This window comes from Bacteroidota bacterium, assembly GCA_016713925.1.
Taxonomy (GTDB): domain Bacteria; phylum Bacteroidota; class Bacteroidia; order AKYH767-A; family OLB10; genus JAJTFW01.
In genome coordinates this window covers 464,714-487,948 of the sequence record JADJOH010000007.1, presented here as the reverse complement: position 1 = coordinate 487,948, position 23,235 = coordinate 464,714, and the positions used below count along the sequence as shown (strand labels likewise).

Below are 23,235 nucleotides of genomic sequence, written 5' to 3'. Positions count from 1 at the left end.
GATTTCTCGTCTGGTTTTCTCCATTCTATCTTAAAAAATGAAATGGAATTTTATCTGAATGCAATAACTATTCAAACTTTAAGCGGGAATTATCCTTTCATAACGAGTAATTTTGCAATTCATTAAAAGTTGTAGATGGGAGAACTCTGGAAAATAATACAGGTTATATTACTGAGCAGCGTAAAATTTGTGGCGGGACCTCCATTTGCGTACTATGATAAACGTTATGATGTTTCAAATCTGGAAACGGTGCTCTACAGTGTTATTGGTGGAATGCTGGCGGTCATCATATTTACTTATCTTTCTCAGCCATTTTTTACACTCGAGCACTGGATCGTGAATAAAGTCAGAAAACATTTTTCTAAACCACAACCCTTCTCCACTCCGGTCGCGGATATTGACGGAGACATAGAAATTAAGTACGAGTATATTGCAAAAGAAGAGTATAAAAGGCGTATTTTCACCAAACGCAACAGGCGGATTGTTAAAGTCTGGAAAAAATACGGTCTAACCGGAATTGCCATCATTACACCGGTTATACTTTCAATTCCGATCGGAACGATTGTCGCCAATAGTCTTGAATCAAACAGAAAGAAAATCTTTTTATATATGTTCATCTCTTTAATGCTTTGGTCCGTCACTATGACAATGGCCTTTGAGTTGTACCACGTAGCCACCGTAAAAGATTTACAGGAACAGGTCATACCATGAAAAAACATAGCCATATATTCTTTGATCTCGACCATACCTTGTGGGATACTGACCGAAACGCTGAAGAAAGTCTGAGAGAAATTTTCATCGATCAACAACTCGAAGAGAAAGGGATTCCCGATTTCGAGCAATTTCATAGTTGTTATAAAAATCATAACGAACGTTTATGGGGTTTGTATGCTGAGAACAAAGTTGGAAAGGATGCAGTACGTGTTCATCGTTTCCTGAACACCTTACAGGATTTTGAAATTCATGACACAAAAGTCGCACATCAAATAGCGGATCATTTCGTTGAGCGTACTCCCAATAAAAAACATCTGATACCGGGCGCACTTGAATTGCTTGACCAATTACATGGACGCTATCACCTTAGTATCATCACCAATGGATTCAAAGAAGCTCAGCATATAAAACTAAAAGCCTCCGGATTGGATAAATATTTTGATACTGTTTTTATATCGGAGGAAGTTGGGGTTCATAAACCCGACCCGAAAATTTTTACGCATGCCGTAAAGCAAGCGGGAGCGGCAAACATTTCCGATTGCATGATGATAGGGGATACTTATCAAACAGATGTTTTTGGTGCTTTAAATGCAGGTATGACCGCGGTTCATTTCGCTCCGGGAATCGAAAAATGTCATGAACTTCCGGTGATTACTATCAGACGGCTGGAAGAGATTTTGGAACACCTGGGGAGTTGACGAATTGTCGATTTGAAAATTTGAAAATTTGAAAATTTGAAAATTTGAAAATGTGTTGAATGAATGGATCGCCATGCGATGTGTTGAATGAGTGGATAGCCAAGCGATGTGTTTAATGAGTGGATCGCGAAGACCAGATGTATTGAATGATTTGATCGCTAAGCCTCGATGGAATGGATTTTATATTGACAATTTAAATTTTTAAGAATGTGATAATTTTACAGCCGTCAATTTAATCTTAAGCAAATAGCAAATAGCAAGTAGCATGTAGCCGGTAGCTGGAAGCTGGAAGCCGGTAGCCGGTAGCTGGAAGCCTGTAGCCGGTAGCCGGAAGCTGGTAGCCGGAAGCCGGAAGCCGGAAGCTAAAATTTTAGACAGTAATAAATTCTACAGCTTAAATAAAATGAAATAGCCCCCGGAAACCGGAGGCTATTGACCAAATTCTTTGAAGAATTAGTTAGTTTTTGCTTTTTACTCAGTACCTTCTGCTTTGGCATCAGTATGACCTGCTTTTTGGCAGCAAGAGGATTTTTTAGCTGTTTTACCGGCATCAGCGCAAGAAGATTTTGAAGCTGATTTTTTTGAACAGCAAGAAGCCGCTTTAGTTTCTTTCTTAGTGTCAGCTTGAGTTTCGTCTGCTTTTTCAACACTAATTGAAGTTGAAGTACCGGTTGCAGGAGCCTGAGCTAATACAGAACCGGCAGAGCAGAATGCCATGAAGGCTGCTGCGATGAAGATTTTTTTCATTGATATATATCTGTTTTAATTTGTTCTTAAACGCAATATTACAAATATAGGTACCTAATTCCACATTTCACAACGAATTTTAACCACTTCTTCACAATTGTAACAGAAATCCGCTTTTCCTCAATACTTTTGACCAATGACGATACGTGAAAACGTCAAAATAGCCCTTACCGCGATACGCAGCCAAATGCTCCGTACGGTTCTGACTATCCTCATTATTGCATTCGGTATCATGGCTTTAGTGGGAATTCTGACCTCCATTGATGCATTAAAAGGGTCTATTAATGATAGTTTTTCGAGTATGGGCTCAAATTCCTTTACCATTAGAAATTCCGGGATGAACATCCATATGGGTGGAAAATCGAAGCGCGCAAAGAAGCATGCCAAAATCACCTACTATCAGGCTACGGATTTTGCAAAGAATTTCAATTATCCTTCTATAGTTTCCGTTTCAGCTATGGCTACTCCCGTTGGAGTAATAAAATTCAATGGCGTCAAATCCAATCCAAACATCACGGTAATGGGAGTGGATGCTGAATATATCAATGTTTCCGGTTACATCTTGACCGCAGGGCGTAATTTCACTACTCATGACCTTGAAAACGGAGTACATTCCTGCATTTTAGGAAAGGAGCTCGTAGATAAGCTCTTCCCGAAAACATCGGCGATAGATCAAATTGTGAGTGTTGGAGCGGCGAAGTACAGAGTAATTGGCACTTTGGCGGAAAAAGGTTCCAGTATGGGCTTTGGAGGAGATAAAATTTGTCTGGTGCCTTTGTTAAACGTGAAGCAGGATTTTGCTACTGATAATACCACCTACTCTATCACCGTAAAGTTAAACCAGACCACCGATCTGGAGCCGGCTACCGGAGAAGCAATTGGCGCAATGCGCAATATTAGGAAGGATCGGACAGGACAGGGCAATAGTTTTGAAATCACGCAAAGCGACAGTCTGGCGGGAATGGTCATCGACTCCTTAAGTAATGTTACCATGGCTGCAACTATTATTGGCTTCATCACACTCTTGGGTGCTTCCATTGGATTAATGAACATCATGCTGGTTTCCGTTACGGAGCGAACCCGGGAAATAGGCATCCGAAAATCATTAGGCGCCACCAGATCGACGATTCGTCGACAATTTCTGGTTGAAGCAATTGTTATTTGTCAGTTAGGTGGACTTACCGGAATCATACTAGGGGTGAGTATTGGCAATCTCATTTCAATGGCCGTTGGAGGCGCATTTATAGTTCCCTGGGACTGGATTGGATTGGGCGTAGGCCTTTGTTTTATTGTTGGCCTCCTCTCAGGAATATATCCGGCAATTAAAGCTTCTAATTTAGATCCTATAGAAGCATTGAGGTATGAGTAAGGATTACCTTTTACTTTTAAGCATCCTCTTTCCTACTCCCTCAAGAGTCAATTTCCTATAAAACTGAACAGTACTTCAATTCACTGTTCCGGTATAGCTTCATCTTTAATTCTCTTTAAATTCATATGAAGTTAAACTACCAAAGGTAACCGGCAATTTACTCCATGTTTCAATGGTGTTTCTGGCTTTAACTACTATATAATAACTACCTCCGGATATTGCTAATGGCAGATAAACTATTGCATTTCCGTCGGTTTTTAGGAGTACCGACTTGGTGGCAGCAACCGCATAAGGAGCGGTCGGGTTTCTTAATTCGACTGTAATTGTATCAGAAATTTGATTGCTGACATCCTCTCCGGAATTAAATAAAACCGGATTCAAAAATCCACTACCATTATAATATCCTTCTAATAAAACTTTAAGATCAAGTCTGATCATATTATTTGTAAAATCATCGAATCCGATATCATATGGGAAATTCCGGGGCTCACAATCAATATCCAACCCTGCAAAGCCGGGAGGTGTGGTTCCTGTGCCATCCAATGATGAAGAGGACAAAGTGCCATGTAAATCAGTAGCATTATTTACAAAACCGGGATTCGCAACTTGCGAATTAATATCCGAATTTGGATTTAAAGTCATTGCAGCTTGCCATGATGCCAAACTGGTATGATTCACAGTGGTAGCACGGAACAAATTACCATTTGTAGTATCTGCTAAATAATAGTTATTGTAATCTGACAAAGACAAAGCGTTTCCATATCTATTAATAGTATTCGTGTAAAAACAACTGTGAAAAGCAACACCGGTCTGAGCCGAAGTAAAATTTGCAAAAACATTATTTTTAATGCTAAAATTCAATCCGGTATTGATAATTGATAAACATGTAGATGATGCATTCGGGAAAGTGCTGCCATTCAAGCTAATACTATTATTAAAAATTTCAGAGGTTACATTACCAGCGCCGCTATCTTGATAATAAATTCCAATGATAGCTGTAACTGTAGTTGATGCAGCAGTATAAGAAGTCAATAACTTGCTAATACTGTTGTTAAATATTTTATACGTCATGGTTTGATTATTCCAGTTAATCCTGATTCCTGAAACAAAATGATTTGATTGTATTGTAGTACTGCTTCGACGCAAATTTCGAATGATATTATTGCTGATTTCATTTGCCCCATATGAACTTACCACCACAATTCCATCTACATCCCCAAGCGAACTAGTGCCTGTAATATTTTGAATAACACAATTGCGAACCACAAATTCATTTTGACCAGCTATTGAAACGCCAAAGCTTCCTCCTCCGATGATGTCATCCGGAGTGTTAGGATCACCAATGTAATTGAAAGTATTGCAGGAAGATGATATTATTTTATTTCCTTCATCTGCCGGACCTGTTGCATTATTCGGAGCTGATATACTAATACCAACATTACAATCTTTTATATTTAAATCGCGATAGGTATTATAAGAATTGGTTCCGGCAAATCCACCTGTAGATATAGTACTAAAAGAAGCAATTCCATAAACATCATTTCCATGAGCCCGGTTTAAGTTAACAGATATTTTATCAAAATAATTATATTGGGCTCCTCTGTTTCCAGACAATTCAAAAACAGCTAATCCGATTTCAACAGTCTGAGGAGCTCCGTGAGTAATTAGATTGAGATTCCTAAGGGTAGTGTAAGAAGCACAAACTCCCAGTAACGGCTCACTGGCATGTCCGATGGCAGCAGTAGCCACACCGGTACCGAATCCAGCTCCGGAAGCAGATACACTGGACCCTCTATAAGCCAATGTTGCCGGATCGCCTGTTTTAGCAATTGTCAATCTATTAGTATCACTTGAATTTGGAGTTGCCACGAAAATTGGAAATATGTTACTCCCATTTAAAGCCGTAGTATCGTATTGAAGATCGGTTAAATTTAAAGTAACAGCACCTGAAATCCCTCTGTGATTCACATCTGCTATTGCCAACGTTAAACTTGGGTAAGTTTGTCCCACGCCCACATTGTAGGTTCCTGAGGCAATGGCTGTTGGGGCTCCCGGAGTAAATCTGAAATGGTACGTGGGCCAACCACTAAGCGGACTCAACATACGATGACTCACAATGGAAGAACCCGTAATTGCATCGATAAACTTGCCACCTCCACCTGTACCCCATTCCATTCCGATCATCGCACCACCACTGGTAGCTTGAGCGCCAATCACAGTTAGAGCTCCATATTTGAACTCAACAACATTCGTCGTTTCATAAATTATCACCTGACAATTCATTCTCACATTACTTCCGGGAATGCCTGTAAACGTTGGATAATTGGTGTATTGAATGGTAAAAGTTTGACTGCCCGGTGCCCCTGCTGTTTGATAAAGAATACTTGAAGAAGCATCGTCAATTAAATTATTACACCAGGGAGCAAGACTTTGATTTGGTGCACCTGTTGTAACCAGATTGACATTACCTACTGTTGCAAGCGGAGCAATTGCATCAAACCAAATCAATCCGTTTGTACTAAGTCCGAGATTTGAAAAAATACTATCTCCATAAGCAAAATTAAATCCAATCGGTATATTGGTTTGATTTGCATTATCCCCTGTGGCTGTGGATTCAATGGCTCCGCTTCCCAGAGAGATAGGACTAAACGAATCGTTAAATGTTGATCGAGTGAAGGACTGTGCATTAGATTGTAAGCTAGATAATCCACATAATATAATTGTTAGAAGAAATTTGCAGATGGAAGACTGGAACGATTTATAACAAACATTTCGGTTTTCGTTTTTCATAAAATATAAGGTTTTAGGTTTGATTGAATTTAGTGGTTGCTCAATAGCAACTTAATTTAAACAATTTAATGAAAAGCAATTCATGAGTCTATCCCCATTGCGGGTGAAAAACTACACAGGAAAGCTTTTAACTATAAAACAGTATTTTTCTTTGCATCACGTTTAACAGATGTTTTTCTATTAGAAATATTTTCATAGCATTTGCCAGGATAGCAAGTAAATGTAGGAGTTTATTCCATTCAATGCAAGACTTATTTTATACTTTTAATAATTTATTAAATCAATTTATATTCATGGATGTACCCTATGTAAAAAGTCATGAAAACTTCCATTTCACAAGAAAATATTTGCCAGCAACCACCATGTTTTTAAAGAATTGATTATCAATATTATCTTAAAACGAGAATATTATTTTAAAGCGTTTTATAAGAAAACAATCGTCCACAAAAACAACCTGACTTTTGCAAGTGGAATTTTTAAAATCAAGGTCAAATAAGCAAAGTAGGCACCTAAACACCTGATTAATAAATCATTTCATCAAATAAAAATATTAAATTCGGCTTGTCAACTCCACCAATTTTTCATACTTTTGCAGTCCTTAAATGGAAAAAACCAGTTACAATGAAAAAAACCTATGAAACCGTAATCGTCCTTACTCCTGTATTGCTTCAGGAGCAAGTAGATGAAGCGGTTGCAAAGTATCGTAAATTCCTCACCGACAGCGGTGCCATAATTGTTCACGAGAACAATTGGGGATTACGCAAACTGGCTTACCCGATTCAAAAGAAGAACACAGGGTTCTACTTTTTATTTGAATTTCAAGCTGAACCTACTCTGGTAGCGAAGATTGAAGTCGAATACAAGCGGGATGAGCGTATTATGCGTTTCCTCACTATTGCTCTTGACAAACATGCGGTAGCTTACAATGAGAGAAAACGCAAAAACGCAACCCAAAAGAAACAAGAAGAAGCAGTTAACTAAACCACCAAAACATGTCGACAACAGCAAATGCATCGGGCAACATCCGATTCCTGAATCCCCCGGCAGTGGAGGTACAAAAGAAAAAATACTGCCGTTTCAAGAAGATGGGCATTAAGTACATCGATTATAAAGATGCCACCTTCCTCACCAAATTTGTAAATGAACAAGGTAAATTACTGCCACGTCGTCTTACAGGAACTTCACTGAAGTTTCAACGTAAGGTTGGACAAGCAGTAAAGCGTGCACGTCACCTCGCCTTGATGCCTTACGTAACCGATTTACTAAAATAAGCTAAGCCATGGAAATCATTCTCAAACAGGACGTAAAAAACCTTGGTTACGCTGACGATATCGTAAAAGTGCGTAACGGTTATGGTCGCAATTATCTTATCCCTAACGGATATGCAGTAATTGCCAACGATACCAACAAAAAGATTCACGCTGAAGTAGTAAAACAGCGTGCCCACAAGATCGGCAAGCTCCGCATGGATGCCGATAAACTGGCTGCAGCCCTTGAAGGTGTTACACTTTCTATTGGAGCCAAGGTGGGTGAAAATGGCAAACTCTTCGGATCTGTTACTTCTCAGCAACTCGTCGATAAACTCAAATCAATGGGTTATGCTATCGACAAGAAGCAAGTGGTAATGCCTGAAGAACATATCAAGAAAACCGGAAATTATACTGCTGAAGTTATTGTTCACCGCGACATCCGCGCTAAGTTGAACTTCGAAGTAGCAGAAGGTTAATCGATGATGAAATAAAAAAGAAAGGCAGGGTTATCTACTCTGCCTTCTTTATTAAAAAGAATTTGAACTACAGTATTCATTTAAACATTTAACAAAAATCAAGATGGCAAATACAGGCGATGTATCCGTTGGTACCGTATTACGCTACAACGGCGAACTCTGTCAGATCATAGAATGGCAACACCGTACTCCGGGGAATTTACGTGCCTTTTATCAGGGTAAGATGAAAAATCTTAAAACAGGCAAAACCGTAGAAAACCGTTTTCGTTCAGGCGAAGAAGTAGAAATTGCCCGTGTTGAATATAAACTGATGGAGTTTCTCTACAACGATGCAGATTTTCTTGTCTGTATGGATAAGGAAAACTTCGAACAAGTTCCTGTTCCTAAGGAGTTGTTTGGTGACTCATTTGTTTTCCTTAAAGAAGGTATGGAAGTGAAAGTATCATTTGAAGGTGATAATGTTATTCTCGCTGAACCACCCACATTTGTGGAATTGGTTATCAGCTATTGTGAACCCGGATTAAAAGGCGATACAGCTACTAACACTTTGAAACCGGCTACACTTGACAATGGTGCTACTGTTAACGTACCCCTTTTTGTAAATGAAGGAGATAAGGTGAAAGTTGATACGCGGACGGGAGCTTATGTGGAGCGCGTAAAATAAGAATACGAAATACGAAATACGAAATACGAAATATACGAATTACGAATTACGAAATATACGAATTTTCAGAGACGATTAATTAAGTACGGATTACGAAAGCTCTTCTTAAATGGAAGGGCTTTTTTTGATATTTGTTGTAGTAAAATGGTTATTTCAGACATTGCGAGATCCTATCTTTTTACAGGCAAATTACATCCTATTATCCTACACTTTTCCCGGATCGAAGCGTTTTAATTTTTGAGCCAACCGATTTACTGTTGCGGCCAATCTATTGATTTTTGTTTCTTCTTTTTTTGCTGAATACACCCAGTCGATGTAATATTTTTTTTCGCTATCCGACAGTGTATTGTAAAATTGAAGTGCCTCCGGTTCATCCTCCAAACAAAGAAGCATCTCCTCCGGAATATCCAATGGCTCATGGTCTGGGTAAAGAACGATATGGACATAATCACCCGCGCCTTTATTTATTGCTTTGCGAATAGATGCTTTCACCGGAATAAACAGCATTCCATTCCCCATCGGCATTAAATGATATTTTTTAATTTCATACCCATCAATTGAACCGCGCACTTTCACCCAACCAAATGGGGTGTCTTTGCCTTTTTTAATTTCCGGAATCCGTCCATATGTCCAGCCCCCTTTCCCGGGGTACTTCTCGAGTAGAATTTTCTTGTCGATAAGTGGTTTTAGTTCATTCATGGCCCTGATTAAAGATGAAAATTAAGAAATATTTCTATTTTGCAACTTTGTTTGTTGTATATTGCTTATTATGGATTACATAGGGATTAAACCCATTTAATTCCGGACCTACCCGGTCTACAGAGATGGAGAATCAAACAAAATCTCTCTCCAACTGTTAAGAGATTATATACATCGAATAAAATGAAAAGACTCCTACTAATTATCGCATTACTGAGCTGTTCTCATTTCCTGCAAGCACAGCCCTTTGCCATCGGAAACACCACTGTTACCTTTACTGATCCTTCACGTGGGAACAGAGCCATAGAAACCGACATATACTATCCGGCCGTTTCACCTGGCAGCAACTCTTCTGTTGCAGGCAGCAATGGAGAAAAGTTTCCGGTAATTGTTTTCGGTCATGGTTTCGTGATGACCGTGTCAGCTTACCAAAATATCTGGTCAGCATTGGTTCCGGCAGGATATATTGTTGCATTACCCAAAACGGAAGGTGGAATTCTACCCAACCATACTAATTTCGGAAAGGATCTGGCTTTTGTTGTGACCGCTTTGCGTAATTCGGGTAGCAGCTCCGGGAACTTGTTCTTTAATAAAGTTTCCGCCAAATCTGCTGTAATGGGGCATTCCATGGGCGGAGGCGCATCTTTTCTTGCTATCCAATACAATTCAGCTATAACCACTGTCGTAGGCTTAGCGCCCGCCGAAACCAATCCTGCAGCATCCTCGGCAGCACAGAACATTACTATCCCAACATTGGTTTTCGCGGGTGGCAATGACTGCGTGACTCCTGCCGGACAACATAGTCAGTTAATTTACAATAGCGCCGGTGCGGATTGCAAGAGTTTCATCAATCTAATTGGCGGAAGTCATTGTCAGTTTGCCAATTCTAATTTCAATTGTTCATTTGGAGAATCAACTTGTTCACCCGGACCTACCATTAGTCGCACGGTTCAACAATCACTCGTTACAAAATATCTGCTTCCTTATTTTGATTATCGATTGAAAAACAATTGCACATCCTGGTACGCTATGCAAAGTTTATTGTCGAATGACAACGCTGTAACGTTAATTCAAAACTGCAACGAATCCACCACTTGTTCCGCTCCAGGCAACCGTCAAGCGCGAAATATCACCGCTACGGCTGCAAAACTCACCTGGAAAAAAGGCAGCTGTGTAAACACTCATCAGGTGAGGTACCGTAAATCTTCTGTTTTAACCTGGACCATTGTCAACTCGGGCAAAACCAATGCTTATCAGTTAAACAATTTATTAGCCGGCACCTCGTATGATTGGCAAGTAAAAGCAAAGTGCGACAGTTCTGGTAATTTTGTTTCCGGCTGGGGCTCATTAAAACAATTCACCACCTCATCACTCCGTGAAGAGGACGGCATTGAACTTCCCGATGGTGAACTCAGCTTCGACTTAAACATAGTTCCCAATCCAAACTCCGGCATTTTCAGTCTTGAACTATTAGGAAAGGCTAACTCTAATTACAATCTTGAGATTGTTAATATCCTCGGGACTATAATTGATAAAATTGATATCAATTCTGATTCCGAGCAATACACTCTTCCTCTTGATTATACCAATCAACCTTCGGGAATTTACTTCTTACGTATCAATGATGGAAAAGCTTTGGTGACGAAAAGATTTGTCATTCAGTAAAAAAGAGTTTAAGGTTTAAAGTTTAAAGTTTAAGGTTTAAGGTTTAAAGTTTAAGGTTAAAGGTTTAAGGTTTAAAGTTTAAGGTTAAAGTTTGAGGTTTAAGGTTTAAAGTTTAAGGTTAAAGTTTGAGGTTTAAGGTTTGTTCCAAGTGAGCGCAGCGAATTATCCTCCCAGTCCCCGGCGCTCCTCCGCGAGGAACGATCCTCCCAGAGAGAACCTCCCGGTGAGCGAAGCGACGTTCCTCCAAGTGAGCGAAGCGAGGGGTCCATCCAGCGAGTGAAGGGAGCGTCCTCCCGTAAGGCGTTCCTCCGGTGAGCAGCGAGCTCCTCCGTACCGCGCCCCCCCCCCCCCCCCCCGCCCCCCCCCCCCCCCCCCCCCGGGGGGGGGGGGCCCCCCCCCCCGGTTAACAGTGAGTTCCTCCCAGCGATGTTAAGTAAGTTAGAAAGAATATCTATAAAAAGAGAGAGGCGAACAAATTGTTCGCCTCTCTCTTTTTATAGATTGAATGAATACTATTCAGCAGTATCGCCTTTTGCTTCATCTGTACCGCCTGCTTTTGCAGTTGTTTTCTTTGCACGACTACGACGGGTTGTTTTGGCTGCAGCTTTCTTGCCACCTTTTTCCTTCTGGAGGTTAGCATTGAAATCAACCAATTCAATCATCGCCATTTCAGCAGCATCACCGGGACGGTTACCTACTTTAATGATACGGGTATATCCACCCGGACGATCAGCAATCTTCTGACTCACCTCGCGGAACAATTCCGTTACGGCATCCTTACTTTGGAGATAGGAAAACACTACACGACGAGAATGGGTAGAATCATCCTTTGATTTCGTGAGCAATGGCTCCACATATGTGCGCAAGGCTTTTGCTTTGGCAACAGTAGTGAAGATTCGCTTATGTGTAATTAATGATATTGCAAGGTTACTCAAGAGGGAGTATCTATGTGCCTCTTTACGACCGAGGTGGTTATTCTTTTACCGTGACGCATTTTGTATTCGTGTTAATATAATCGTTCGCTGAACGCGTTAAATTTTAATTTAATTAATCCTTATCAATACCGTACTTAGCGATATTCATACCGAAGCTCAGGTTCTTACTACGAACAAGTTCTTCTAATTCTGTCAATGATTTTTTACCGAAGTTGCGAAACTTAAGGAGATCCGCTTTGGTGAAGCTCACCAGGTCACCGAGTGTTTCCACATCAGCTGCTTTCAGGCAGTTCAATGCACGAACACTAAGGTCCATATCCACCAATTTCGTCTTTAACATCTGACGCATGTGCAGCGTAGTCTCATCCAACTCTTCAGTCACCTGCTTTGGTTTTGACTCAAGAGTGATCTTTTCATCACTAAACAACATAAAATGATGAATCAGGATTTCAGCTGCATCTTTCAATGCATCTTTTGGATGAACAGAACCGTCGGAGGTAATTTCCACTACTAATTTCTCATAGTCAGTTTTCTGTTCTACACGATAGTTCTCTATGAAATATTTTACATTTCGGATAGGCGTATAGATCGCATCCAGAAATATAGTTCCGATAGGTGCCGCATTGGTTTTATTTTCCTCAGAAGGAACATAACCGCGACCTTTATCGATCGTAATATCCATCTGTAACTTCACTGAAGGATCCATATTGCAAATCACGAACTCCGGATTCAACACCTGAAAGGCCGTGGTATGTTTTGCGATATCACCTGCTGTGAAAGTTGCCTTACCATTGATCATCACATGTACCTGTTCAGAATCGGTACCTTCTATCTGCTGCTTAAATCTCACCTGCTTCAGGTTAAGAATTATTTCAGTTACATCTTCAATAACACCCTTAATCGTAGAGAACTCGTGATCAACTCCGGATAATTTCACGGAAGTGATGGCAAAGCCTTCTAACGAACTGAGCAGTATCCTGCGCAATGCATTTCCGACCGTAATTCCATACCCGGGCTCGAGTGGACGGAATTCGAACTGACCAAATGTTTCGGTCGAATGATTCATAATCACTTTGTCCGGTCGCTGAAAAGCTAATATCGCCATGTGTCTTCTTTGTGTTTATAGTTTCTAATATTCAATTATTGTAAGTGCAGTTGTTGAGGGTACCGCAACCCCTTCCATCAGGAATTACTTAGAGTATAACTCGACGATGAGTTGCTCTTTAATATTCTCAGTCAGTTCTTCACGGGCAGGAGGATTAATGAACTTTCCGGCCATCTTACTTCCATCCCACTCCAACCAACTGTATTTACCCATTCTTGAGGCCAGTGCATCATTGATAGTCTCGAGAGATTTAGATTTCTCACGAACTGCGATGACATCACCTGCGCGCAATGTATAAGAAGGAATATTCACTAATTTACCATTCACTGTAACGTGGCGGTGAGATACCAACTGACGTGCACCGGAACGGCTCGCAGCCAATCCTAAACGATACACTACATTATCCAGGCGTGATTCGATCAATTTTAAAAGATTCTCCCCTGTTATTCCTTCCATGCGGGAAGCACGGTCGAAAATTTTAGCGAACTGGCGCTCGAGGATGCCGTACATGTACTTCACCTTTTGCTTCTCCATCAATTGAGTAGAGTACTCAGAAACCTTTGCACGTTTCTTACTGTTGCCATGTTGCCCCGGAGGATAACTGCGCTTTTCGAAATTTTTATCAGGACCATATATCGGCTCGCGAAACTTACGGGAGATTCTGGTCTTGGGGCCTATGTATCTTGCCATTGTATTATTTAGACTTTTCTATTTATGCTAATGATTAAATGCGGCGACGCTTTGGAGGACGGCAGCCATTGTGAGGAATTGGTGTGATATCTACTATTTCAGTTACCTCAACACCTGAGTTATGAATCGTACGAATGGCAGATTCACGACCTGAACCGGGTCCTTTTACAAAAACCTTTACTTTACGCAGTCCTGCCTCGTAGGCTACTTTAGTACAGTCAGCAGCGGCCAACTGGGCAGCATAGGGCGTGTTCTTTTTAGAACCACGAAAACCCATTTTACCTGCAGAAGCCCAGGAGATCACCTGACCGGTAGTATTGGTAAGGCTGATAATAATATTATTGAAAGTAGCATTGATGTGGGCCTCGCCGGCTGCTTCCACTTTTACTACTCTCTTCTTTACGGCTTTAGTTTGTTTAGCCATTGTTCAGAACGGATGTATTAATCTGTTAAATTATTTAGTTACTTTCTTTTTGTTCGCAACTGTCTTACGCTTACCCTTACGAGTGCGACAATTGTTCTTAGTACGCTGACCGCGAACAGGCAAACCTACACGATGACGGATACCACGGTAACTGCCGATATCCATCAGGCGTTTAATGTTCAACTGCGTTTCTGAACGAAGAGCACCTTCTACTTTGAAGGACTCATTGATGATAGAGCGGATCTTATTCAGATCATCATCATCCCATTCATGAACTTTCTTATTCCAATTTACATTGGCTTCAGTCAGGATCTTCTGAGCAGAGGTCTTTCCTATGCCAAAGATGTAAGTGAGACCTATCTCACCTCTTTTATTTTTTGGTAAATCAATACCAGATATACGAGCCATTATCTGACGTAATTTCTATTGTTAAATTAATAAAGATTATCCCTGACGCATTTTAAAGCGTGGATTCTTTTTGTTGATCACATACAAGCGGCCTTTTCTACGCACAATTTTACATTCTGCGCTGCGCTTTTTGAGAGATGGGCGAACTTTCATTTTAATATTTTTCCCGTTGAAGGTTTATTTATAGCGGTACGTTATTCGTCCTTTGGTAAGATCATATGGCGACATCTCTACTTTCACCTTATCACCCGGAAGAATTTTAATGTAATGCATTCTCATTTTTCCGGAGATATGCGCGATGATTTCATGTCCGTTCTCCAACTCCACACGGAATGTCGCGTTAGAGAGGGCTTCTGTAATCGTACCGTCTTGTTCGATGGCCGGTTGTTTCGACATTAGATCAGGCGAGTGTTGCTATTTTTTCTGTTATGTAACTATTTTCTGCGATGGCAAGTTCAATGTCATTGAATGAACTCAGGATATCAGGTTCTCCTTCTGTAATGGCGATGGTATGCTCGAAGTGTGCTGCCGGTTTCTTGTCCCAGTGGTGATTGTCCACCCGTCACTCAGTTGCCGGATTTGCCTTGTTCCCATATTGATCATGGGCTCAATTGCGATAGTCATCCCCGCTTTAAGCAAAGGGCCAGAACCTTTCTTCCCGTAATTGGCGACTTCAGGTTTTTCGTGCAGTTCTGCACCTACTCCATGTCCCACCAATTCTCTCACGACACCATATCCTGCATCTTCTGCATATTGCTGTATTGCAGCACTGATATCACCTACCCGGTTACCGTTTCTCGCTTTCGCAATTCCTTTGTACAAGGAAGTTTTGGTTACTCTGAGTAGACGAAGCACTTCTTCACTCACTACTCCAACGGGAAAGGTATAAGCCGAATCTCCGTGGAAGCCATTCATGAATGCGCCACAATCAATTGAAACTACATCTCCATCATTGATCACTCTTTTTCCCGGAATGCCATGCACTACTTCTTCATTTACCGAAATACAAAGCGTATGCTTGTATCCATGATAATTTTTAAAGGTAGGAACAGCACCATTTGCGAGGATGAATTTCTCAGCGATGGTATCCAGCTCAAGGGTGGTTATTCCAGGTTTGAGGTGGCGTGCAACTTCTGCCAATGTCTTGCCAACAAGTAAAGAACTCTTTCGGATAAGCTCAATCTGCTCTTGTGTTTTGTACACTATTGTACTTCCGCTCATCTTATCCCCTTTAACTCAAACTAGGCTGTGGCACCTATCGCAGCAGAACGACCTTTAATCCGGCCGGACTTCATCAACCCGTCGTAATGACGCATGAGCAGATGACTTTCTATTTGCTGTAAGGTATCCAGTACAACACCGACGAGAATCAGCAGGGAAGTACCACCATAGAATTGAGCGAAATTTGAATTTACACCGGCCAGATTCGCAAACGTGGGCATGATCGCCACAAACGCCAGGAAGAAGGACCCGGGTAAAGTAATCTTTGACATCACGTCATCGATAAATTCAGATGTTTTACGTCCGGGTTTAACGCCGGGAATAAATCCACCATTTTTCTTCATATCATCTGCCATCTGACTTGGATTGACAGCGATAGCCGTATAGAAATACGTGAAGAGTATAATCAGCACCGCAAATACAATATTGTAAAGCGGAGATGTGAAGTCAGTAATATTAGATGCAAAGCCTTGCCATGAAGCGGATTCCGGGAAGAACTGCGCCACATAAGCGGGAATAAACATAATCGCCTGAGCAAATACGATCGGCATTACACCTGCTGCATTTACTTTGAGAGGAATATATTGACGCACTCCACCGTATTGTTTATTTCCAACAATCTTCTTTGCAAACTGCACCGGAATCTTTCGGGTGCCTTGAACGAGAAGTATCACAGAGACCACAACAGCAAACAATGCCACCATTTCAATCAGGAATATTACCAGACCACCACCCTGATCATTCAGTCGTGATAAGAATTCATCACGCAATGCGAAGGGAAGTCGTGCAATAATACCGGTCATAATGATCAATGAAATACCGTTTCCAATACCTTTTTCAGTGATACGCTCACCCAGCCACATGATAAACAATGTACCCGCCACAATAATCAAAGTAGAGGTAAACATGAAGAATGCCGGAGAGATAATTTCAGGATTGGAATACGCGATAATTGCACCCGGAGCCTGAGTTTTCAAATTAATTAAATAACCCGGAGCCTGGAAAATCACCACGATAACGGTAAGAATACGTGTAATCTGATTGAGTTTCTTTCTTCCGCTTTCACCTTCCTTTTGAAGTTTCTGGAAGTAAGGAACCGCGATACCCAACAACTGCACCACGATAGATGCAGAGATGTAAGGCATAATTCCCAATGCTACTACAGAAGCCTGAGAGAAGGCACCACCGGAGAAAGCATCCAGCAGACCTAAAATTCCGCCTTCTGTCTGAGCACGTAACCCTGCGAGCTGAGTAGGATCAATACCCGGCAACACCACATGTGCTGCGAGGCGATACACCAGCAGGAACAAGAGTGTATTCAGGATCCTGGAACGCAGGTCCTCTATTTTAAAGATATTTTGTAATGTCTGTATGAAGTTCTTCATAAGCTCTTATTAGAGGGTTGCTGTTGTACCACCCACTTTTTCGATTGCGGCTTTTGCAGAAGCGGAGAAGGCATTCGCTTTTACATCCACTTTTGCTGTTAACTCGCCACGACCGAGAATTTTCAACAAGTTCATTTTTTGATATAAGTCCGCGCTCGATGAACACCTGCTTATCAAAATTGCTGATACTATGTTCTTCGGCTAAACGCTGAAGAGTATCGAGGTTGATGCCTGCGTATTCTACACGGTTAATATTTTTAAAACCGAATTTAGGAAGACGGGCGTTGCAGGGGCATCTGACCACCTTCAAAACCTATCTTTCGGCTGTTACCGCTGCGTGAACCAGCGCCTTTATGACCACGGGTGGAAGTACCACCATGACCGGAACCCGATCCACGTGCTATGCGTTTCCGGTTCTTCGTTGAACCTTTTGCCGGCTTAAGATTGCTCAAATCCATAATCTGTATTGTTTCTCTTTTTCAGATGGATAATTAATTCTCTACTACGCGAACGAGGTGCTGAACTTTAGCTACCATTCCTTTTATCTGAGGAGTCGCTTCTACTTCTATTGTTTTATGCATGGTCAGACCGAGCGCTTTCAGCGTACGTTTCTGAACTTCTGAACGGTCGATTCCGCTCTTTACCTGTGTGATTGTAAACTTTGCCATGACTCGCGTGCTACTGGTGGAAATTATCCGTTAAATACTTTACTTAAATCAACATTTCTTTGTAGTGCTACAGCACGTGCATCGCGCATTTTCAATAATGCATCAATAGTTGCTTTCACCACATTATGAGGATTGGAAGAACCTTTCGATTTTGCCAATACATCTGTAATACCTACACTCTCTAACACTGAACGCATCGCACCACCGGCGATTACTCCGGTTCCGGGAGCGGCAGGCTTGAGGAACACACGTGCACCACCAAACTTTCCATCCTGTTCATGCGGCACGGTACCTTTTCTCAAAGGAATACGAACCAGGTTTTTCTTGGCGTCGTCAATGGCTTTCGTCACTGCGTCGGTTACTTCTTTCGCTTTACCAAGTCCATGGCCTACCACACCTTTTTCATCTCCAACTACCACGATGGCAGCGAATCCAAAAGCGCGACCGCCCTTGGTCACTTTGGTAACACGATTTACTGCCACGAGTTTATCGTGTAGTTCTGTATCGGTTGACTTAACGCGTTTACTGTTCTGAATCATTTGATATATCGTAACTATCTGTTCGTATTAAAATTGTAATCCTGCTTCACGGGCACCATCAGCCAATGCTTTTACTCGTCCATGATAGAGGTAACCACCACGGTCAAATACTACGGAAGAAATACCCGCAGCCTTCGCTTTCTCTGCCAGAATTTTACCGACAGTCACCGCCTGATCTACTTTATTTGTTTTTACATCCACTCCACTTTCACGTGAAGAAGCTGCTACGATCGTAAGACCTTTCACATCATCAATCACCTGTGCATAGATGGCTTTATTACTACGGAACACAGAAAGTCGTGGACGTTCAGCAGTTCCTTTTATTGCTTTACGAATACGGTGACGTATTTTAGAGCGGCGGATTAATTTTTGTTCTTGAATGATAAACCGTGTACTTATTCGGTTAATTAATATTATTTCTTAGAAGCGGACTTACCGGCTTTTCTGCGTAATTGTTCACCCACAAACTTGATTCCTTTTCCTTTGTATGGTTCAGGAGTTCTCAGGGAGCGAATTTTAGCAGCCACCTGACCTAACAATTGCTTATCGTGACTTTCGAGGGTGATGATCGGATTCTGTCCTTTATCCTGACGGGTAGCCACTTTAATTTCAGAAGGCAATTCGAATACCACGTGATGAGAATACCCCAACACCATATCCAGCATATTTCCCTGGTTCGTGGCACGGTAACCTACACCCACCAGTTCTTGCTCTACTTTAAATCCGGTTGAAACTCCCACCACCATATTGTTGATGAGGGCACGGTACAAACCATGCAGGGCACGATGACGCTTTTGTTCAGTTGCACGGCTCAGTACTACCTGAGTTCCTTCTATGGCAACACTGATTCCATCATCTACATCCTGAGTAAGTGTGCCTTTAGGTCCTTTAACAGAAACCTCACGGCCATTTACATTAATCTGCACCCCACTGGGTATATTGATCGGGTTTTTTCCTACGCGTGACATTTTATCGTCGTAATTTATTTAACTATTAATAAACGAAACAGATGACTTCTCCACCAACATTCATCTGACGAGCTTCTTTATCGGTCATCAAGCCGTGAGAAGTAGAAACAATCGCAATACCAAGACCATTAATAACTCTTGGAATACGATCAGCTTTCACATACTTACGCAGACCGGGTTTTGAAATCCGGCGGATGGCTGAGATAGCGGGCAGTTTAGTAACGGCGTTATATTTCAAAGCAATTTTGATATTACCTTGTTTATTATCCGAATCTTCAAACTTATAATTTGAAATAAAACCTTTATCGAAAAGGATCTTTGTCATCTCCTTTTTCATGTTCGATGCAGGTACTTCCACTACACGGTGATTTGCTTTTACCGCATTTCTGATACGGGTTAAGTAATCTGCTATTGGATCGGTATACATGGACTAATTAATTCTTTTTAAATAATGATTAAACGTGAGGATTACCAACTTGCTTTTGTTACCCCGGCAATTTTTCCTTCCAGTGCAAGTTTTCTGAACATCACACGGGAGATTCCGAACTGACGGATATAACCACGAGGACGACCGGTAAGCTTACAGCGGTTTCTTACACGTACTGGGCAAGAATTCTTTGGTAGTTTTTGCAAGCCAACAACATCTCCGGCTGCCTTTAACTCCTTCCGCTTTTCAGCATACTTTTCTACCATACGGATGCGCTTTAACTCACGCGCTTTGATCGATTCTTTTGACATCGTTCGTCAGATTATTTTGTTTGATTCTTAAAAGGAATACCAAATTCTTTTAATAATTCCAGGGCTTCGTTGTCTTTCTCTGCAGTAGTCACGAAGGTGATATCCATACCTTGAATTTTATTCACCTTGTCAATGTCGATTTCAGGGAAAATGATTTGTTCAGTGACACCGAGTGTATAATTCCCACGTCCATCAAAGCCTTTATCATTCACACCGCGGAAATCACGGATACGAGGCAAGGCAACTGCAATCAGTCTGTCTAAGAATTCATACATTCTGTCGCCGCGCAAAGTCACTCTTGCACCGATTGGAACACCGGCACGCAATTTAAAGTTCGAAATATCTTTACGGGACTTGGTAGATACTGCCTTTTGTCCTGTAATGGTTGACATTTCACTGATAGCAGATTCAATAATCTTCTTATCTGACACTGCATCACCCAGACCCTGGTTGATACAAATTTTAGTCAGACGAGGTACCTGCATTACACTCTTATATTGAAACTTATCACGCAGAGATTTAACCATCTCGGTGCGGTATTTCGTTTTCAGGCGTGGTTCGTAATTCATATCTTTTTCCCTCCCCTGTTATTTCTTAGTTTTTATATAACGAACGAGTTTCCCATCTTCCAGACGGCGGCCTACTCTACCGGGCTTTCCGGTTGCCGGATCGATCACCATCAGTTTGGAAATACGCACAGGAGCTTCCTGCTTGATAATTCCTCCCTGCGAATTTTGCGCATTAGGGCGGGTATGCTTGGTGATCATATTCACTTTTTCAACGATCGCTCTCTGATCGGCAGGAATTACTTCAAGTACTTTACCTTGCTGACCTTTTGAATCTCCACTGATCACCTTCACGAGGTCACCTTTGCGGACATGGAGTTTCTGTTGTTTATTTTTTACGTTCCATTTCTTAGAGCACCTCCGGGGCTAAGGATACAATTTTCATAAATTGTTTTTCACGCAATTCACGTGCTACGGGTCCGAAAATACGGGTGCCACGTAATTCATCCTGGTTATTCAATAACACTACCGCATTATCATCGAAGCGAATGTAGGATCCGTCATCACGACGTACTTCTTTATTCACTCGCACTACTACGGCTTTTGATACCGTACCTTTCTTCACGTTACCGGAAGGAAGTGCATTTTTTACGGTCACTACAATTTTATCACCCAGGGAAGCATAGCGTTTGCCTGTTCCTCCAAGCACACGAATGCAAAGTACCTCTTTGGCACCGCTGTTATCGGCTACTATGAGCCTTGACTCTTGCTGTATCATTTTATATCGTTACTGGATTGTGTTCTCCCCTTTCAGGAAGGATACAGATTATTTCGCTTTTTCAATAATCTCAACCATGCGCCAGCGTTTCAGCTTACTCAATGGTCGTGTTTCCATTATTTTCACTGTATCACCCACTCCGCATTCGTTCTTTTCATCATGCGCCATAAACTTCTTGGTGATCTTGATGAACTTACCATACATCGGGTGCTTCTCTCTGGCTTCTACTGAAACCACGATCGACTTATTCATTTTTGTACCGGTCACTAAACCGATACGCTCTTTTCTTAGACCTCTTTCTTCCATGATTATTTTTCTGCAGCTGGGGTTTGAGTCAAACGTTTACGAAGCTCGGTTTCGAGACGCGCAATCGCACGACGGGAAGCACGAAGCTTCATAGGGTTTTCGACAGGAGATACTGCATGCGCCATCTTCATCTTAGTGTAGCTGGCACGCTCATCTCTCATCTTTTCACGGACTTCATCCGTTGTAAGGTCCTTAACGATGGACTGTTTCATGGCAAATATTTAATATTATTCTTGATAATCCGGACGCACAACGAATCGTGTCGTTACCGGCAATTTTTGAGCTGCGAGACGCAAAGCTTCCTTAGCAATGGTCATTGGTACACCTTCTGCTTCGAAGATGACGGTTCCGGGTTTCACGGTGGCTACCCAATATTCGGGGGCTCCTTTACCTTTACCCATACGTACCTCTAAAGGCTTTCTGGTGATAGGTTTGTCAGGGAATATGCGGATCCAAATCTGTCCTTCACGTTTCATGTAACGGGTTACCGCTACACGAGCTGCTTCTATCTGACGGGATGTAATCCAACACGTCTCCAGTGATTTTATTCCAAAAGTTCCGAAGGCCAATGAGGTACCTCTGGTGGCACTGCCACTCGAAACCATCATATGTTGTTTCCGGAACTTGGTTTTTTTAGGCTGTAACATGATTCAGCTACTTTATCTAGTATTCGTCTTTAAATTAGTATTAACCTCTTGGTGATTTACCGCGACCACCGCCGCCTCCGCTACCACCACGTCCGCCTCTTCCGCCACGGTCACCACCTCTGTCACCGCGATCGTTGCGATCAGAACGCTCACTGCGCTCTTTTCCGCCTTTTGGTGTGCTTGCTATTCCAATATTCGGAGCTAAGTCACGCTTTCCGTAAACTTCGCCTTTGCATATCCAAACTTTAATTCCAATGATTCCGTAAGTTGTTAATGCTTCTGACAAGGCATAATCGATATCAGCACGGAAAGTATGCAATGGAACACGTCCTTCTTTGTACTGCTCAGAACGTGCGATCTCTGCACCACCTAAGCGACCTGCACAAATAATTTTAATTCCTTCAGCACCCATTCTCATGGTAGAAGCAACAGATTGCTTCATGGCACGACGGAAAGAAATCCTCGCTTCCAACTGACGTGCGATACCATCTGCTACTAACTGTGCATCCAGTTCCGGACGTTTGATTTCATAGATGTTAATCTGAACATCCTTCTTGGTAAGCTTCTTTACTTCTTCCTTCAACTTATCTACTTCAGCACCGCCTTTTCCGATAACAATACCCGGACGTGCAGTGTGAACAGTTACGGTGATTAATTTCAATGTACGCTCGATAACAATACGCGATACTCCGCCTTTTGCCAGTCGGGCGAGAAGATACTTGCGGATTTTTTCGTCTTCCACCAGTCTGTCGGCATAATTTCTTCCTCCATACCAGTTAGAATCCCATCCGCGGATGATACCTAAACGATTACCAATCGGGTTAGCTTTTTGTCCCATTCTTCTT

31 protein-coding genes and 3 pseudogenes are annotated in these 23,235 nt (G+C 41.8%); 8 read left to right on the top strand and 26 right to left on the bottom strand.

Going from position 1 to position 23,235, the window contains the following annotated elements; translation table 11 throughout:
* Positions 1 to 135 precede the first annotated feature (135 nt).
* Both IPJ86_10155 and IPJ86_10150 read left to right on the top strand, forming a co-directional pair.
* Positions 136 to 711, top strand: a complete 576-nt coding sequence (locus IPJ86_10155) for a hypothetical protein (protein ID MBK7887628.1) — start codon at positions 136 to 138, stop codon at positions 709 to 711.
* Positions 708 to 1,412: a noncanonical pyrimidine nucleotidase, YjjG family gene (locus tag IPJ86_10150; protein MBK7887627.1), complete on the top strand. Its 705-nt coding sequence runs from the start codon at positions 708 to 710 to the stop codon at positions 1,410 to 1,412. Before IPJ86_10155 ends, IPJ86_10150 begins: the two co-directional genes overlap by 4 nt.
* A gap of 471 nt (positions 1,413 to 1,883) precedes the next feature.
* Here IPJ86_10150 and IPJ86_10145 read toward each other — a convergent pair whose 3' ends face one another.
* Positions 1,884 to 2,159, bottom strand: a complete 276-nt coding sequence (locus IPJ86_10145) for a hypothetical protein (protein MBK7887626.1) — start codon at positions 2,157 to 2,159, stop codon at positions 1,884 to 1,886.
* 136 nt (positions 2,160 to 2,295) lie between these two features.
* Between IPJ86_10145 and IPJ86_10140 the strand changes: the two genes are divergently transcribed.
* Positions 2,296 to 3,528 carry an ABC transporter permease gene (locus IPJ86_10140; protein MBK7887625.1) on the top strand — a complete coding sequence of 411 codons (1,233 nt, stop codon included), beginning with the start codon at positions 2,296 to 2,298 and terminating at the stop codon, positions 3,526 to 3,528.
* Between the two features lie 105 nt (positions 3,529 to 3,633).
* Here IPJ86_10140 and IPJ86_10135 read toward each other — a convergent pair whose 3' ends face one another.
* The gene (locus tag IPJ86_10135) at positions 3,634 to 6,318 is read right to left on the bottom strand and encodes a hypothetical protein (GenBank protein ID MBK7887624.1); all 2,685 of its coding nucleotides are present in this window, start codon (positions 6,316 to 6,318) and stop codon (positions 3,634 to 3,636) included.
* A 621-nt stretch (positions 6,319 to 6,939) separates the two neighbouring features.
* On the opposite strand from IPJ86_10135, the gene IPJ86_10130 reads away from it, so the two are divergent.
* The 4 genes from IPJ86_10130 (at position 6,940) to efp (ending at position 8,708) form a co-directional block, all read left to right on the top strand.
* A complete protein-coding gene (locus tag IPJ86_10130) occupies positions 6,940 to 7,299 on the top strand; it encodes a 30S ribosomal protein S6 (GenBank protein ID MBK7887623.1) in 360 nt (119 codons plus the stop codon).
* 11 nt (positions 7,300 to 7,310) lie between these two features.
* On the top strand, positions 7,311 to 7,589 hold the full coding sequence (locus IPJ86_10125) for a 30S ribosomal protein S18 (GenBank protein MBK7887622.1): 279 nt from the start codon (positions 7,311 to 7,313) through the stop codon (positions 7,587 to 7,589).
* Between the two features lie 8 nt (positions 7,590 to 7,597).
* A complete protein-coding gene (locus tag IPJ86_10120) occupies positions 7,598 to 8,044 on the top strand; it encodes a 50S ribosomal protein L9 (protein ID MBK7887621.1) in 447 nt (148 codons plus the stop codon).
* Between the two features lie 103 nt (positions 8,045 to 8,147).
* Complete coding sequence (gene efp, locus IPJ86_10115; protein ID MBK7887620.1) at positions 8,148 to 8,708, top strand: elongation factor P; 561 nt, start codon at positions 8,148 to 8,150, stop codon at positions 8,706 to 8,708.
* Positions 8,709 to 8,912: 204 nt separating this feature from the next.
* Here efp and IPJ86_10110 read toward each other — a convergent pair whose 3' ends face one another.
* Positions 8,913 to 9,407, bottom strand: coding sequence for a DUF1905 domain-containing protein (locus IPJ86_10110; protein ID MBK7887619.1), 495 nt, complete (start codon positions 9,405 to 9,407; stop codon positions 8,913 to 8,915).
* Between the two features lie 183 nt (positions 9,408 to 9,590).
* Here IPJ86_10110 and IPJ86_10105 point away from each other — a divergent pair, with 183 nt between their 5' ends.
* Positions 9,591 to 11,072, top strand: coding sequence for a T9SS type A sorting domain-containing protein (locus IPJ86_10105; protein MBK7887618.1), 1,482 nt, complete (start codon positions 9,591 to 9,593; stop codon positions 11,070 to 11,072).
* A gap of 512 nt (positions 11,073 to 11,584) precedes the next feature.
* Here the strand turns inward: IPJ86_10105 and rplQ are convergent.
* The 23 genes and pseudogenes from rplQ to rpsC form a co-directional block, all read right to left on the bottom strand.
* Positions 11,585 to 12,066, bottom strand: a pseudogene (rplQ, locus tag IPJ86_10100) (50S ribosomal protein L17).
* A 53-nt stretch (positions 12,067 to 12,119) separates the two neighbouring features.
* Entirely contained in the window at positions 12,120 to 13,112 is a 993-nt protein-coding gene (locus IPJ86_10095; protein MBK7887617.1) for a DNA-directed RNA polymerase subunit alpha, read from the bottom strand.
* Between the two features lie 84 nt (positions 13,113 to 13,196).
* Positions 13,197 to 13,802 carry a 30S ribosomal protein S4 gene (gene rpsD / locus IPJ86_10090; protein ID MBK7887616.1) on the bottom strand — a complete coding sequence of 202 codons (606 nt, stop codon included), beginning with the start codon at positions 13,800 to 13,802 and terminating at the stop codon, positions 13,197 to 13,199.
* Between the two features lie 34 nt (positions 13,803 to 13,836).
* On the bottom strand, positions 13,837 to 14,226 hold the full coding sequence (gene rpsK / locus IPJ86_10085) for a 30S ribosomal protein S11 (protein MBK7887615.1): 390 nt from the start codon (positions 14,224 to 14,226) through the stop codon (positions 13,837 to 13,839).
* A gap of 30 nt (positions 14,227 to 14,256) precedes the next feature.
* The gene (rpsM, locus tag IPJ86_10080; protein MBK7887614.1) at positions 14,257 to 14,634 is read right to left on the bottom strand and encodes a 30S ribosomal protein S13; all 378 of its coding nucleotides are present in this window, start codon (positions 14,632 to 14,634) and stop codon (positions 14,257 to 14,259) included.
* 36 nt (positions 14,635 to 14,670) lie between these two features.
* Complete coding sequence (rpmJ, locus tag IPJ86_10075) at positions 14,671 to 14,787, bottom strand: 50S ribosomal protein L36 (protein MBK7887613.1); 117 nt, start codon at positions 14,785 to 14,787, stop codon at positions 14,671 to 14,673.
* Positions 14,788 to 14,811: 24 nt separating this feature from the next.
* The gene (infA, locus tag IPJ86_10070; GenBank protein ID MBK7887612.1) at positions 14,812 to 15,030 is read right to left on the bottom strand and encodes a translation initiation factor IF-1; all 219 of its coding nucleotides are present in this window, start codon (positions 15,028 to 15,030) and stop codon (positions 14,812 to 14,814) included.
* Positions 15,031 to 15,034: 4 nt separating this feature from the next.
* Positions 15,035 to 15,855, bottom strand: a pseudogene (map, locus tag IPJ86_10065) (type I methionyl aminopeptidase).
* Between the two features lie 20 nt (positions 15,856 to 15,875).
* Positions 15,876 to 17,240 (bottom strand): preprotein translocase subunit SecY, encoded by a 1,365-nt coding sequence (secY, locus tag IPJ86_10060; GenBank protein ID MBK7887611.1) that lies wholly within the window; start codon positions 17,238 to 17,240, stop codon positions 15,876 to 15,878.
* 9 nt (positions 17,241 to 17,249) lie between these two features.
* Positions 17,250 to 17,698: pseudogene (gene rplO / locus IPJ86_10055) on the bottom strand (50S ribosomal protein L15).
* 33 nt (positions 17,699 to 17,731) lie between these two features.
* Positions 17,732 to 17,908, bottom strand: coding sequence for a 50S ribosomal protein L30 (rpmD, locus tag IPJ86_10050; GenBank protein MBK7887610.1), 177 nt, complete (start codon positions 17,906 to 17,908; stop codon positions 17,732 to 17,734).
* Positions 17,909 to 17,931: 23 nt separating this feature from the next.
* On the bottom strand, positions 17,932 to 18,447 hold the full coding sequence (rpsE, locus tag IPJ86_10045; GenBank protein ID MBK7887609.1) for a 30S ribosomal protein S5: 516 nt from the start codon (positions 18,445 to 18,447) through the stop codon (positions 17,932 to 17,934).
* A 27-nt stretch (positions 18,448 to 18,474) separates the two neighbouring features.
* Entirely contained in the window at positions 18,475 to 18,828 is a 354-nt protein-coding gene (gene rplR / locus IPJ86_10040; protein ID MBK7887608.1) for a 50S ribosomal protein L18, read from the bottom strand.
* 32 nt (positions 18,829 to 18,860) lie between these two features.
* Complete coding sequence (rplF, locus tag IPJ86_10035) at positions 18,861 to 19,415, bottom strand: 50S ribosomal protein L6 (protein ID MBK7887607.1); 555 nt, start codon at positions 19,413 to 19,415, stop codon at positions 18,861 to 18,863.
* 25 nt (positions 19,416 to 19,440) lie between these two features.
* Positions 19,441 to 19,842, bottom strand: coding sequence for a 30S ribosomal protein S8 (rpsH, locus tag IPJ86_10030; GenBank protein MBK7887606.1), 402 nt, complete (start codon positions 19,840 to 19,842; stop codon positions 19,441 to 19,443).
* A gap of 41 nt (positions 19,843 to 19,883) precedes the next feature.
* The gene (gene rpsN / locus IPJ86_10025) at positions 19,884 to 20,153 is read right to left on the bottom strand and encodes a 30S ribosomal protein S14 (protein MBK7887605.1); all 270 of its coding nucleotides are present in this window, start codon (positions 20,151 to 20,153) and stop codon (positions 19,884 to 19,886) included.
* Positions 20,154 to 20,164: 11 nt separating this feature from the next.
* Positions 20,165 to 20,722 carry a 50S ribosomal protein L5 gene (gene rplE, locus IPJ86_10020; protein MBK7887604.1) on the bottom strand — a complete coding sequence of 186 codons (558 nt, stop codon included), beginning with the start codon at positions 20,720 to 20,722 and terminating at the stop codon, positions 20,165 to 20,167.
* 18 nt (positions 20,723 to 20,740) lie between these two features.
* Positions 20,741 to 21,013 (bottom strand): 50S ribosomal protein L24, encoded by a 273-nt coding sequence (rplX, locus tag IPJ86_10015; GenBank protein MBK7887603.1) that lies wholly within the window; start codon positions 21,011 to 21,013, stop codon positions 20,741 to 20,743.
* 55 nt (positions 21,014 to 21,068) lie between these two features.
* Positions 21,069 to 21,437 (bottom strand): 50S ribosomal protein L14, encoded by a 369-nt coding sequence (gene rplN, locus IPJ86_10010; protein ID MBK7887602.1) that lies wholly within the window; start codon positions 21,435 to 21,437, stop codon positions 21,069 to 21,071.
* Positions 21,438 to 21,485: 48 nt separating this feature from the next.
* On the bottom strand, positions 21,486 to 21,743 hold the full coding sequence (rpsQ, locus tag IPJ86_10005; GenBank protein ID MBK7887601.1) for a 30S ribosomal protein S17: 258 nt from the start codon (positions 21,741 to 21,743) through the stop codon (positions 21,486 to 21,488).
* Positions 21,744 to 21,745: 2 nt separating this feature from the next.
* On the bottom strand, positions 21,746 to 21,955 hold the full coding sequence (gene rpmC, locus IPJ86_10000; GenBank protein ID MBK7887600.1) for a 50S ribosomal protein L29: 210 nt from the start codon (positions 21,953 to 21,955) through the stop codon (positions 21,746 to 21,748).
* A 15-nt stretch (positions 21,956 to 21,970) separates the two neighbouring features.
* On the bottom strand, positions 21,971 to 22,390 hold the full coding sequence (rplP, locus tag IPJ86_09995; protein MBK7887599.1) for a 50S ribosomal protein L16: 420 nt from the start codon (positions 22,388 to 22,390) through the stop codon (positions 21,971 to 21,973).
* Positions 22,391 to 22,430: 40 nt separating this feature from the next.
* Complete coding sequence (gene rpsC, locus IPJ86_09990) at positions 22,431 to 23,228, bottom strand: 30S ribosomal protein S3 (GenBank protein ID MBK7887598.1); 798 nt, start codon at positions 23,226 to 23,228, stop codon at positions 22,431 to 22,433.
* Between the last annotated feature and the right edge of the window lie 7 nt (positions 23,229 to 23,235).